The following is a 12,387-nucleotide window of genomic DNA, read 5'->3' on the forward strand; positions in this document are numbered from 1 at the left end:
TCATGGGTTAACCCTACGTGGGACGGCAGCGGACTCCCGACTCAGGCCGGCGCAATGTTCTGGTTGACGCGGAAGAGGTTGCCGGGATCGTATTTGGACTTAATGGCCACCAGCCGGTCCCAGTTGGGCCCATAGTTGGACCTCACGCGGGACTGGTCCTCCGAGTCCATGAAATTGATGTATCCGCCGGCTTCCGAATACGGAGCGAGCGCGTCTGCGTACGCGCGTGCCCAGGCAATGTTTGCCTCGTTGTCCGCAGGATCCGCCCACTGCGTGGCGATGACCGGCGCAAACTTCATGTCGCGGTGGACAAAAGCCGTGTCCTGCGCCCCTACCCGGGATACTGCCCCGTCGATCGGATAGACGTGGACGGCCGTATTGACGCTGGTGACAGTTGCCCCGAACCGGGCGTGCGCCTCAATGGCACCGTCGTTGAGGTCACGCAGGAAATTGGCTTTCCAGTAGCCCTGCATACCTTTCTGGTTGAGTCCGTCGAACGCCACGTTCAAGGCTGGATAGGGCATGGGACCCACCATCGAGCCTGCCACCGGGGCAGCCTCCAGGAACGGCTGCCAGCGTGCCTCGCCTTCCGTCGGGTTGCCGGTCCACATACCCACCACCACACACACGGACTTGCCATGCCACTCCTCAGGCAGGAAGGGGACGGGTGGCCCCTGGTGGAATCCCAGGAAAGCTCCGAACTCTTCCGGTGCGGAAGCGATGTAGTCACGGTAGAACCTCGCCACTGCGGGGATATTCTCCGCGCCGTAGATGATGATGCCGGCGTGGACCATATCCACGTGATGGAGCTGGAACTCCAGGGACGTGACCACTCCGAAGTTTCCTCCGCCGCCGCGGATCGCCCAGAACAGGTCCTCGTTGCGTTCTTCGCTGACAGTCAGGAAGTTGCCGTCCGCCGTCACGATGTCGGCCGAAACCAGGTTGTCGCAGGACAAGCCGTATTTCCTGGCGAGATAGCCGATACCCCCACCCAAGGTCAGTCCCGCGACCCCCGTGGATCCCACGATCCCGCCGGTAGTTGCCAGCCCGAACGCGTGGGTCGCGTGGTTGAAGTCGGCCCACGTGGTTCCCGCTTCGGCCCGGGCCCTGGAATTTTCAGGGTCCACCCGCACTCCCGTGCGGTTCACGAAGTCCAGGACCAACGCGTCGTCCCATGTCCCGAATCCGGGAGCGCTGTGGCCGCCTCCCCTGATTGCCAGTGGCATGGAGTTTTCCCGGGCGAAGTTCACACCGGCAATGACATCGGAGACCTGCGCTACTCGGATCACGCCGGCGGGGCGTTTGTCCACCATCGCGTTGAAGACGGCGCGTGCTGCGTCATAGTCAGGATCTTCGGGAGTGACAAGTTGCCCGCGCAGCTGTTCCCGCAGCCCGTCAAGGGCTATTTGGCTCATTTTGATTTACCACCGATACAGACGAGAGACCGATCTGTTCCACGCGCCGCATCCCTCCAGCGGTGGCGGCGCGGGGGCTTACTCCGATAGGCCTACTCTTGCCCGGGGGCGGCGTCAATCATCTTTATTACAGGGCCGGATTACAGGGCCGGGTTACCGCTTAAGCACAGGATCCTGCCGTCCGCACCGAAACGGGCGAAGGCAGGATCCAGACGTGCAGAAACGGTGGTCAGTCGCTCACGATCAACGTGTCCGCACCGCGTACGTGTGCTTTACCGGACTCCAGCAACGGCTCAAGGACGGACCGCAGAGCCACCATGGACTCATCCACCTCCAGCAGCACCGGGTGCTGGTAGGCAATGAGCGCCAGCAGGTCCCGGACGGCAAACGCAGCGTCCTCGGCCGACAGGCTGGGATCGTGCCCAAGGAAGACGTCCGACGGTTCGTCGGTGCCGCCCTGCGCATAGCTGATGGCAAAAGCCTGGATCTTTCCCTTGCGGCTCGCCGGAACACCATCGCCGAAGGCGCTGGCTTTGGGTGCCCGCAGCACAATGGCACCATGGGCGCCGGTGAGATCGTGCAGGAACAGACGCTGGACAGTGGCGATGCTGAGCTCCCCCGGGCTGTCCCAGTGGTGGACGTGGGAGTAGTACTTACCAACAACGTCGCTGAGCTCAACCGAGCCGGTCGCAAGATCCTCCACCCGCTCCGATGCTGCTTCCTCGGAACCGTCCCCGAAACGCGGCAGCGTCAGAGGCTCAGGATCCACCACCACCAGCTGGGAGCGCTGGATCGGTGCCAGCCCGGCGGCAGCGGCGAACGCCGCACCTGCAGTGTCCGGTTCAACTTTGCTGCGGAGCTTGGAAACGCCCGACGGCGAGTTCCCGGCTTCGCGGCGAAGCATCGTCAGGAGGGTGGCCCCAACGCCGCTGCGGCGGTGGTCCTTGGCAACCTCGATGTAGGCCCAGAGCCGTTCCGGGTGCAGCGAGGCCTCGTGGACCACGCCGGCGGCAACGGGAATCCGTACGCCGTCGACTACGTCCTCGGCCACGATGCACCGGCGCCACGGTTGGTTGCTCGATGGTGCAAGGGCAGCACGGAACTGTTCTGCCGGGAGGGTCTCAGGACCACCCCAGATTTCCAGAAGGGCGAGGTCGTCGCCTTCCTTCCATTCGCGGTATTCCAAGGCCATGGCTAAGCGCCGATCAAACGCGCGGCCAGGTAGCCCTCAACCTTGTCCAGGGAAACGCGTTCCTGGCTCATGGTGTCGCGCTCACGGATGGTCACGGCCTGGTCTTCGAGGGTGTCGAAGTCCACGGTGATGCAGAACGGCGTACCGATTTCGTCCTGGCGACGGTAGCGGCGGCCGATGGCACCGGCGTCGTCGAAGTCGATGTTCCAGTTCTTGCGCAGCTGGGCGCCCAGCGCCTTGGCCTTCGGGGACAGGTCCTCGTTGCGGCTCAGCGGCAGGACGGCAGCCTTGACCGGTGCCAGGCGCGGATCCAGCTTCAGTACCGTGCGGACGTCGACGCCGCCCTTGGCGTTGGGTGCCTCGTCCTCGGTGTAGGCGTCGATCAGGAACGCCATGAAGGAGCGGGTCAGGCCGGCGGCGGGCTCGATGACGTACGGCGTGTAGCGCTCGTTGGTGGCCTGGTTGAAGTAGCTCAGGTCCGTGCCGGAGGCCTTGGCGTGGGTGGAGAGGTCGAAGTCCGTGCGGTTGGCGATGCCCTCGAGCTCGCCCCACTCGGAACCCTGGAAGCCGAAGCGGTACTCGATGTCCGTGGTGCCCTTCGAGTAGTGGCTGAGCTTCTCCAAGGGGTGCTCAAAGAAGCGCAGGTTCTCTTCGCGGATACCCAGGCCCGTGTACCAGGACATGCGTTCCTTCATCCAGTACTGGTGCCACTCTTCATCCGTGCCGGGCTCGACGAAGAACTCCATCTCCATCTGCTCGAACTCGCGGGTGCGGAAAATGAAGTTGCCCGGCGTGATTTCGTTGCGGAAGGACTTGCCGATCTGGCCGATGCCGAACGGCGGCTTCTTGCGCGAGGTGGTGAGCACGTTGTTGAAGTTCACAAAGATTCCCTGTGCCGTTTCCGGGCGCAGGTAGTGCATGCCTTCGTCACTGGCCACGGGGCCAAGGAAGGTCTTCAGGAGGCCGGAGAATTCCTGGGGTTCGGTCCACTGACCACGCGTACCGCAGTTGGCGCAGACGATGTCCGCCAGGCCGTTCTCTGCCGGGCGGCCCTTCTTTTCCTCATACTCTTCTTCGAGGTGGTCCGCGCGGTAGCGCTTGTGGCAGGAGAGGCACTCAACGAGGGGATCGGAGAAGACCTCGACGTGGCCTGACGCTTCCCATACCTGGCGGGGCAGGATAACGGAGGAATCCAGGCCCACTACGTCCTCGCGGCCGCGGACCATGCTCTGCCACCACTGGCGCTTGATGTTTTCCTTCAGCTCTGCGCCGAGGGGGCCGTAATCCCAGGCAGAACGGGAGCCACCATAGATTTCACCGGCCTGGAAGACAAAGCCCCTCCGCTTGGAGAGGGAAATGACCTGGTCAAGGACGGATTTTGCTGCCATGGGTGACTCCATTTGTTCTACAGGGCCGCTGGGTGCGGTCCGCGGTGGTTTGACCCCGGATTCCGGACGAGGTTGTCCGGCGGGGTTTGGGGGAAATTTACTGACTCCTACCCTACCGGCCTTTCGCCGCACCTCTCCGTGCGAAAGCTCCCTTGGGCCAGGGCAAGGTGGCGACGATGATCGCGGCGAGGGTGAGGACCGTACCCAGCACCGTGGGCAAGGCGACCACCGCGCCGGGACTGGGGATCACGACGTCGAGCACCAGAGACCCGACCAACTGCCCGGCAATCATGCCCAGGCCGGTGATCAGCACGCCCAGGCTGCGGACCAGCAGGGCCGCCAGCCCGATAAAGACGCAACCCATGGGGCCACCGAGGTAGTACCACCATTCAGCCGGAAGCGGATTACCCGGTCCCGCGACGGCGAGCTTGATGAGCCACGCTGTCCAGAGAACCGCTGAACCTGCCACGAAGTTGACCAGGGTCGCCGCGACGGGCGTGCCGTAATGAACCGTGGCGGTGCCGTTCATGGCTTGCTGGAAGCTCATCAGGAAGCCTGCAGCCAAGGGAAGAAGGACGGGCAGCACCAGCGAGGCGAGGTCGGCGTTTCCGCCGAAGCGCGGCGAGACAGCCCAAGCGACGGCGGCGACGGTCAGGACGCTGCCGAGGACCCGCACCCCTGTGATGGCGCGGCGCCCTCCCGGCCCGATGCCCATGCGGTCAACGAGCAAACCGCTCAGCGTCTGCCCTGTCACGGCTGCCACGGTGAACAGCGCGACTCCGAGCAGAGCCACCGTGAAGGACTGCGCGAAGACGAACAATGCACCAATCGCACCGGCCATGACGTAGAAGCGGGGAAAGCTGCGGTTCCGCACGGCGGGGATGATGCGTTGGAGACCGGCTCTTCCTTTGGGCGTGGCCAAGGATATCGCGCTGATCAGCAGCAGGCCTGTGGTGAAGCTCACCACAGCTGCGGCGATGCCGTCGTCGAGTTTGGCGCCGAGCGCCCCGTTGATCCTTCCCTGCAACGGAATGACCAGGCCTGTTGCTACTGCAATGGGCAGGCCAACGGCCAACGGAAGGGCTGAACGGGGAGAAGGCTGCGGCACCGTCTCAACACTACTTCAGGCATCATTGCTGTATGAGCAACCCCGAAATTGAAGAGATCCCCATCCGCGACGACATGATCCGCCTTGGCCAACTGCTCAAGCTCGCCAGCTTGGTGGAGGACGGCGTGGAGGCCACGGAGCTCATCAAGAACGGCCTGGTGAAGGTCAACGGCGAGATCGATGAACGGCGCGGCCGCCAACTCCACGCCGGTGACACCGTGACCGTCAATGGTCAGACGGTGCGGATCACCACCGCCTGAAACAACGCCCCTTAGGGGGCGAGGACCTTGTGGGTGAGGAACTCCCCTACGTGCCCGATTTCCTGCTGGTTGATGCCGTGCCACATGCCCGTGTAGAGGACCTTGGTAAGGTCCACGTGCTTGCGGACCCAGCCCATGGTGTATTCGATCTTGTCCGGCGTAATGACGGGATCCTGCTGGTCACGGCCCCAGAACATCGGCACCGATCCGTCCAGCTCGTCGTCCTTGAACGCGGCGTCGCCACCGGCGTCGATCACGAAGCCTGAAAGCCCGACGACGGCCGCGAAGTCCGCGGGACGGTACCGGAGCATGGTGGTCGCCATGGCCATGCCCATGGAGAAGCCAAGAAGCGTAACCGAGGAATGGTTGGCCTTTACCGTGTCCAGCCAATCCAGGGCGTATTCGGCGGCAAGCTTCACGGCGTCCAGGGAGTAGTCGATGGACGCAGTGAGCGGGAACCACGTAAAACCCGGGCCCATGGGCATCGGTGCACGCAGCGATGCCACGACGAACCCCTCGGGGAGGAGCCCGGCCAGGCTGAAGAGATCGTCCTCGTTGGATCCGTAGCCGTGCAGCAGGACCAGGAGGGGCTTGCCGGCGCGTTCGGCTTCGTCGTGGGACCAGAGGACAACAGGTGCTGGAAAAGCGGGGGCTTCAGTCATGCCTCCATTCTTGCAGTTACCCGTAAGTAACAACCTACGGTGGCGTAGGTCGGCCCTCTGGGGGCAGGATATGAGCGTGAGTGAGAACAATCATTTAGTGAAACCGGGCGAACCCGCCCAAAAGCACCCGTGGAGCCGTTACGTGGCGTTGGGTGATTCGTTCACGGAAGGCATCGGCGATCCCGAACCTGCCAATCCCGGCGGTTACCGCGGCTGGGCGGACCGTGTCGCCGAAGAGCTGGGACGCGGACACGAGGACTTCGCCTACGCCAACCTCGCCATCCGGGGCCGGTTGCTGCAGCAGATCGTCGACGAGCAAGTCGGCCCCTGCCTGGAACTGCAACCGGACCTCGTCTCCATTTCCGCCGGAGGAAACGACCTCATCCGCCCCGGCGGTGATCCCGACCTTCTGGCCGAGAAACTCGACGCCGCCGTCGGCGAGCTGGGCTCGGGTGGCGCCACGGTAATCCTCTTCAACGGTCCGGATACTGCGTCCTCGGTCCTTGGCCGCATCCGGGGCAAAGTTGCCATCTACAACGAGAACCTGCGAACGGTCGCAGCCCGCCATGACGCCATCATTGCCGACATGTGGTCCTTGCGGCAGCTCGCTGACACCCAGATGTGGGATGCCGACCGCCTGCATTTCTCCCCCCTGGGCCACCACACCATCGCCATGATGGTCCTGGAGGCATTGAACGTCCAGCACGCCCTGGAGCCGCTGGTACCCAAGGCCCTTCCTCCCCGGACGTGGCGGGAAGCCCGCTCATCGGACCTGGTCTGGGCACGGGAATACTTCGTGCCTTGGGTTATCCGGAGGCTCCGTCACCAATCGTCCGGCGACGGCATCACGCCAAAGCGTCCGACGCCGGGACCGGTCTTTGGTGCCGCCGGTACCGTGATGCCGCGCAGCTAGCCGGGAGCGATGGGCCGGTGAACCAGCATGGCGAGTGATGACTCTCCCCGTACAGCGGGGGTCCGGCAGTTGCGTCTCCGACGGCAACAGTTACGTCCTCCCCTGGGTGCAGATCCGGGGGATGTGGTGCGCAATCTCCTGGCCGTCCAGTCGCAGGAATTCGCCTATGCCCGTTGGACCGTGGCGCAGCGGACGCCCTCGAGCACTGCAGCTGCAGTAGAACAGGCCGTTGCCGACGGGACCATCCTGCGGACGCACATCCTGCGCCCCACATGGCATTTTGTGCACAGGGATGACTTGGGCTGGTTGATGGCGTTGTCCGCTGGCCGGCTGCATCAAGGCAACAAGGGCATGTACAAGCGGACCGGGGTGGACGGGGAAACTGCCGCACACAGTGGGAGGATCCTTGCAGCAGCCGTGGCCGATGGTGCCCACAAGACCCGCGAAGAATTGGCTGATGTTCTGGGCCAGGCCGGCTTTCCCGGCAAGGGCCTGGGTTTCATCTACCACCTCATGCACGCCGAAATCAGCGGCATTCTGGTGAGCGGCGCTCCGGTTCGTTCGGCTGGCGGGGCCCTGAAGCAGACCTACGCTTTGTTCGACGAACGCGTCACCGCTCCTTTTTCCGGGCCGCTCAGCGGAGCGGAACGGGAACACGCGCTGGGGCAGATGGCCCTGCGGTATTTCAGCAGTCGCGGACCGGCTACCGTGAAGGACTGTTCGGCGTGGTCCGGGCTGACCATGAAAGACGTCACGTTGGGACTCAACGTCGCCGCGGAATTATCACCGGGAACGTTGGCCCGGGTCTCCTTCGATGACCTGGACTTTTACGTCGCCTCGGCTGACGCAGAAGCCCTGGAGACTCCTGCCGGTCCAGCGGCCGGTTCCGGGCTCCCCCGCGTCGACCTCATCCAATGCTTCGACGAATACGTGATGGGGTACTCGCAATCCCGCCACTACCTGGGCGGTACCGCACCGTACTTGCCTGAGGACAACGGCCCCATGCATGTAGTCCTCGTGGACGGCAGGCTGGCCGGATGGTGGCGGCACAGCTTCGCAGGGGGCATGTGCAGGCTCGAGGTCCGGATGGACAAGCCGACAACCAAGGAAGAGCAGATGGCCCTGGAAGCCGAAGCGGAACGCTACGGGATTTTCCTGGGGATGGAGGCCAAGCTGCTGTGATTGGCACAGGGCTAAGCTGGGGTTAAGACCTAGGAGGCCTGCACTGTGAACAATCTGATCTTCTGGATCATCGTCTGCTCGTGGCTGATTCCCATGGGAATCCGCATGTACAACCGGTCCAAGGCCCGCCGCCTGCAGAACGGGAATTTTCGTGGTCAGGATTATCCGCAACAGGGTTTCCCACCACAAAATTACCCGCCGCAGGACTACCCGCAACAGAACTACCCGGGCTACCCGCCAGGGCCGGCAGTCATCCGGCCTGCAGACGAGGCACCTCAGGTCGCGCCGCCGTCGAACGCCTCCTACCCAAGCGGTTCCTACCCAAGCGATTCCTACCGGGCCGGACAGCCCGCTCCCGCGCCGTTTCCCACTGCCGGTTCCGAGCCCCAGGGCTACCGCGCCCGCAAGCTGGCTGAACTGGATGCGAAGTTCACCAATGGCCAGATCGCCATGGAGGACTACATGAAACAGCGCGGCGAGATAATGAACGGCTAGGCACGTCCACAAACAGGCACCTCTTCGAACAGGTTGCCTGGTCTCAGGCGAAGAACGCCCCGCGAAGCTGCTCCGACAATTGGCCGATTTCCGTGAGGAAGCCATCGTGGCCGATCGGCGCCTGGATGGTGTGGACCGGAACATTCCCCGGCAGTGCTGCCGCCAGTTCCTTGGACTGGGCCGGGAAGTACAGCCGGTCCGTGTCCACAGCAGCAACAAAGAACTCGGCGGTGGCACGAGAAAGTGCTTCCTGCAGTGTGCCCCGTCCCCGCCTGATGTCGTGAGACATCAACGCTTCGGTGATGGCGATATAGCTGTTGGCATCGAACCGCCGCACAAGCTTTGTCCCCTGGTGGTCCAAGTAGCTTTCCACCTGGTAGCGACCACGCTCCCCCAGGACTGCTGCGGAGAGCGGCGTTTCCTGATGTTGGGCTTCCCTGCCGAAGCGGAGATCCAGTTCCAGGGCGGAACGGTACGTGATGTGCGCAATCCGGCGGGCCAGGGCAAGTCCGTGTTCCGGGGCCGGACCGCCGTAGTAGTCCCCATTGTTGAAGTGCGGGTCCTGCCGGATGGCCAGGGTTTGGGCCTGCGCAAAGGCAATCTGCTCGGCGGTGCTGTAGGCTCCCACCGAAATGACGGCGCAGCGGTTGACCCTCTCCGGAAACGTGACAGCCCATTCGAGGGCCCTGGCCCCACCCATCGAGCCGCCCAGGACCGCGTGCCAGGATTCAATCCCCAAGAGATCCGCCAAACGGGCCTCAGCAACCGTGCTGTCGCGAAGAGTAACCAGGGGGAACCGCGAACCCCACGGCTTGCCGTCCGGCGCATCGGAGGACGGGCCGGTGCTGCCATAGCAGCCACCCACGATATTGATGGAGACAACGAAGAACCTGTTGGTGTCGATGGTGGCGCCCGGACCCACCAACTGCTCCCACCACCCTTCCTCGTCCGTGGCTCCGCGGGCAACGTGGGTGCTGCCCGTCAGCGCATGCTGGATGAGCACGGCATTGGACGCGTCGGCGTTGAGTCGTCCCCAGGTTTCGTACGCCAACACGACGTTGGGGAGGTGACCGCCGGCTTCGAGCGCCAGCGGCCCTATGCCCGCGTACTTGACGGTTCCGTCTTCTTCTCCGGATTTGGGAAGTGCTGTAGCAGTGATGGTCATTCCTTTGACACCTAACTTCGCGCTTGCCCGTCGCCTTGCGTGCGAACAGGCCAGGTCTTCACCCGGGGCACCCCACCGCGGAAGGAGGGTTGCCGGCCAGCAAGCCGGGGCTATCTGCTGGCACTCATGACCTAATACGTAGAGTCTAGGAAAGACACCACCGTTATGGCGAAGAATGTGACACCAGTGTGACGTTCAAGGGCAGCTTCATTCACGAAAGAGCACTCCGGGGTGCCGTCCGGCGAATAATCGTCGATGTGGACGGCACCCCGGGTCCGTCAGCCAGGTGCGTCAGCTGCAGGCGTGGACTGCCCGTTCAGGCGCCCTTGGCCGCGCGGAAGCCGGCTTCGAGGTCGGCAATGATGTCATCGATGTGCTCAATGCCCACGGACAAGCGGACCAGGCCCGGGTTGACGCCGGCGGCTACCTGCTGCTCGACCGTCAGCTGGCTGTGCGTGGTCGACGCCGGGTGGATGACCAGGGAGCGGACGTCACCAATGTTGGCAACGTGGGAGTGCAGCTCCAGACCGTCCACGAAGCGCTTGCCGGCTTCTACGCCACCCTTGATGTTGAAGGCCACGATGGCGCCCGTGCCCTGGGGTCCGTACTTGCGGCCCCGCTCGTACCAGGGGCTGGACGGCAGGCCCGCATAGGCGACCGATTCGACGTCGTCATGCGCTTCCAGCCACTCGGCCACCTTGGTGGCGTTGGCGACGTGGCGCTCCACCCGCAGGCTCAAGGTTTCCAGGCCCTGCGCGATGAGGAACGCGTTGAACGGCGACACGGCCGAGCCGAGGTCGCGAAGGAGCTGGACACGGGCCTTCAGGATGTAGGAAAGGTTGGCTCCGAGCGCTCCGTCCTTGCCCAGGTCGCGGGCGTAAACCAAGCCGTTGTAACTGGGGTCCGGGGTGTTGAAGCCGGGGAACCGCTCCGGGTCTTTGCCGAAGTCGAAGTTGCCCGAGTCCACGATCACGCCTGCGATCGCCGAACCGTGTCCGCCGAGGTACTTGGTTGCGGAGTGGACCACAATGTCCGCGCCCCACTCGATGGGCCGGATGAGGAACGGCGTGGAGAGGGTGTTGTCGACGATGAGAGGCACGCCTGCCTCGTGCGCGATACCGGCGACGCCTTCGATATCCAGCACGTCCTGGCGTGGGTTCGAGACGACTTCACCAAAGAACAGCTTGGTGTTCGCCTGGACGGCCGCACGCCACTGCTCGAGGTTGTCCGGGTCCTCGACGAAAGTCACGGAGATGCCGAACTTCTTCAGCGTGTGGGCCAGCAGGTTGTACGTGCCGCCGTAGAGGCTGGGGCTCGCGACGACGTGGTCGCCGGCCTCGGCGATGTTCAGGATGGCAAAGGTCTCGGCTGCCTGGCCCGAACTGAGCAGCAGTGCACCCAGACCGCCTTCGAGGCTCGCGACGCGCTGTTCCACGGCGTCCTGCGTGGGGTTGCCGATCCGGGTGTAGATCGGAGCCAGTTCGGCCAGGGCAAAGCGGTTGGCCGCGCTTTCAGCACTCGGGAAAACGAACGACGTTGTCTGGTAGATCGGCAACGAACGCGCGCCCGTGGCGGCATCCGGCTCTTGGCCTGCGTGGATCTGGCGGGTTTCGAAAGACCATCCTTGGGACATGGAGTTCTCCTGTTCGTGGCGCGTGTGGTCGGCGGAATAGCTGTGGGAAGGAAGCTGCGGCCAGTCTAGGAAGTGTCCGGGTCCTTGGACAGCTTTGTGACGCCAGCAGAATATATGGGCTCTTTTGCGACCTTCCATGACGCCCGTCGCGAGATCCCACCTTAGTTAGGGTTGGCTTAGCTGAGACACCGATCACAAAGTGCCAAGATGAAGCCATGCGCATGGATCACGTCTCTTACGCCTGTGAACGAGATGGCCTCTTGGCCACTACCGAACGAATTTCCGCGGCTCTGGGAGTGGACGCAGTCCGGGGCGGAGTGCACCCGCGCTTCGGCACCCGGAACATGATCATTCCCCTTGCGGATAACAAGTACCTGGAAGTCGTGGAGGTCCTGGACCACCCTGCTTCCGACAAAGCACCCTTCGGCCAAGCTGTCCGTGCACGCTCAGCCGCCGGCGGCGGTTGGATGGGCTGGTGCGTGGCAGTTGACGACCTCGCCCCGTTTGAGGAACGCCTCGGCCGCGCAGCAGTCCCGGGCAACCGCAAGTTCCCTGACGGCCGCGAACTGGTGTGGCAGCAGATCGGCATCCTCGGCTTGATCGCCGATCCCCAGGTGCCGTACCTGCTCAAGTGGGAGGGCGACCCCTCACTTCACCCGTCCAAGGTGTACGAGAGCGATGTGAAGATGTCCAGCCTCACGATCGCAGGTTCCGCGGAACGCGTGACCGAATGGCTGGGCGAGCCAGTGGAGAAGCCTCTCGAGGACGTCGCGGTCCAGTGGATAGCACCACGCGGCACGCCGGGCATCATGGCCGTCACTTTCGAAACCGCCTCCGGAGCCGTCACCATCTGACCGTTCCCCTGATCCGGGCTGGTCCCGGCCCTGGACACCGCTGTCCAAACAATGCTTCGGCCGCCATCAGCGGGTGCCAATGACGTCACCCACCGATGGCGGCCGGATACTTTTAACGGC

General features: G+C 63.8%; 11 protein-coding genes, 1 pseudogene and 1 riboswitch. Of the genes and pseudogenes, 5 read left to right on the forward strand and 7 right to left on the reverse strand.

What is annotated here, in order from left to right; translation table 11 throughout:
* Positions 1 to 41 precede the first annotated feature (41 nt).
* The 4 genes from PV760_RS02820 to PV760_RS02835 all read right to left on the reverse strand — a co-directional run bounded on the left by PV760_RS02820 (position 42) and on the right by PV760_RS02835 (position 5,103).
* Entirely contained in the window at positions 42 to 1,415 is a 1,374-nt protein-coding gene (locus tag PV760_RS02820) for an FAD-binding oxidoreductase (RefSeq protein WP_079581025.1), read from the reverse strand.
* 229 nt (positions 1,416 to 1,644) lie between these two features.
* Positions 1,645 to 2,607, reverse strand: coding sequence for a GNAT family N-acetyltransferase (locus PV760_RS02825; protein WP_039240451.1), 963 nt, complete (start codon positions 2,605 to 2,607; stop codon positions 1,645 to 1,647).
* A 2-nt stretch (positions 2,608 to 2,609) separates the two neighbouring features.
* Positions 2,610 to 3,995: a glycine--tRNA ligase gene (locus tag PV760_RS02830; RefSeq protein WP_018777456.1), complete on the reverse strand. Its 1,386-nt coding sequence runs from the start codon at positions 3,993 to 3,995 to the stop codon at positions 2,610 to 2,612.
* Positions 3,996 to 4,107: 112 nt separating this feature from the next.
* Positions 4,108 to 5,103: a DMT family transporter gene (locus tag PV760_RS02835; protein WP_354627104.1), complete on the reverse strand. Its 996-nt coding sequence runs from the start codon at positions 5,101 to 5,103 to the stop codon at positions 4,108 to 4,110.
* A gap of 32 nt (positions 5,104 to 5,135) precedes the next feature.
* On the opposite strand from PV760_RS02835, the gene PV760_RS02840 reads away from it, so the two are divergent.
* Entirely contained in the window at positions 5,136 to 5,363 is a 228-nt protein-coding gene (locus PV760_RS02840; protein ID WP_018777454.1) for an RNA-binding S4 domain-containing protein, read from the forward strand.
* An 11-nt stretch (positions 5,364 to 5,374) separates the two neighbouring features.
* Here the strand turns inward: PV760_RS02840 and PV760_RS02845 are convergent, their stop codons facing one another.
* Positions 5,375 to 6,025: an alpha/beta hydrolase gene (locus PV760_RS02845; RefSeq protein WP_275778779.1), complete on the reverse strand. Its 651-nt coding sequence runs from the start codon at positions 6,023 to 6,025 to the stop codon at positions 5,375 to 5,377.
* Positions 6,026 to 6,095: 70 nt separating this feature from the next.
* Here PV760_RS02845 and PV760_RS02850 point away from each other — a divergent pair, with 70 nt between their 5' ends.
* From PV760_RS02850 to PV760_RS02860, 3 genes are all read left to right on the forward strand, one after another.
* The gene (locus tag PV760_RS02850; protein ID WP_354627105.1) at positions 6,096 to 6,938 is read left to right on the forward strand and encodes an SGNH/GDSL hydrolase family protein; all 843 of its coding nucleotides are present in this window, start codon (positions 6,096 to 6,098) and stop codon (positions 6,936 to 6,938) included.
* A gap of 126 nt (positions 6,939 to 7,064) precedes the next feature.
* Positions 7,065 to 8,120: a winged helix DNA-binding domain-containing protein gene (locus PV760_RS02855; protein ID WP_354627106.1), complete on the forward strand. Its 1,056-nt coding sequence runs from the start codon at positions 7,065 to 7,067 to the stop codon at positions 8,118 to 8,120.
* Between the two features lie 45 nt (positions 8,121 to 8,165).
* Positions 8,166 to 8,615 (forward strand): hypothetical protein, encoded by a 450-nt coding sequence (locus PV760_RS02860; protein WP_064721838.1) that lies wholly within the window; start codon positions 8,166 to 8,168, stop codon positions 8,613 to 8,615.
* A gap of 43 nt (positions 8,616 to 8,658) precedes the next feature.
* Here PV760_RS02860 and metX read toward each other — a convergent pair whose 3' ends face one another.
* Positions 8,659 to 9,780, reverse strand: a complete 1,122-nt coding sequence (metX, locus tag PV760_RS02865; RefSeq protein ID WP_039240446.1) for a homoserine O-acetyltransferase MetX — start codon at positions 9,778 to 9,780, stop codon at positions 8,659 to 8,661.
* A 14-nt stretch (positions 9,781 to 9,794) separates the two neighbouring features.
* Positions 9,795 to 9,912, reverse strand: a riboswitch (SAM riboswitch).
* 184 nt (positions 9,913 to 10,096) lie between these two features.
* A pseudogene (locus PV760_RS02870) lies at positions 10,097 to 11,434 on the reverse strand (bifunctional o-acetylhomoserine/o-acetylserine sulfhydrylase); the annotation flags it as partial.
* A 194-nt stretch (positions 11,435 to 11,628) separates the two neighbouring features.
* Between PV760_RS02870 and PV760_RS02875 the strand changes: the two are divergent.
* The gene (locus PV760_RS02875; protein ID WP_018777448.1) at positions 11,629 to 12,267 is read left to right on the forward strand and encodes a VOC family protein; all 639 of its coding nucleotides are present in this window, start codon (positions 11,629 to 11,631) and stop codon (positions 12,265 to 12,267) included.
* The last annotated feature ends 120 nt before the right edge of the window (positions 12,268 to 12,387 follow it).

Source organism: Paenarthrobacter sp. CC6, from assembly GCF_040560085.1.
Taxonomy (GTDB): Bacteria; Actinomycetota; Actinomycetes; order Actinomycetales; family Micrococcaceae; genus Arthrobacter; species Arthrobacter nicotinovorans.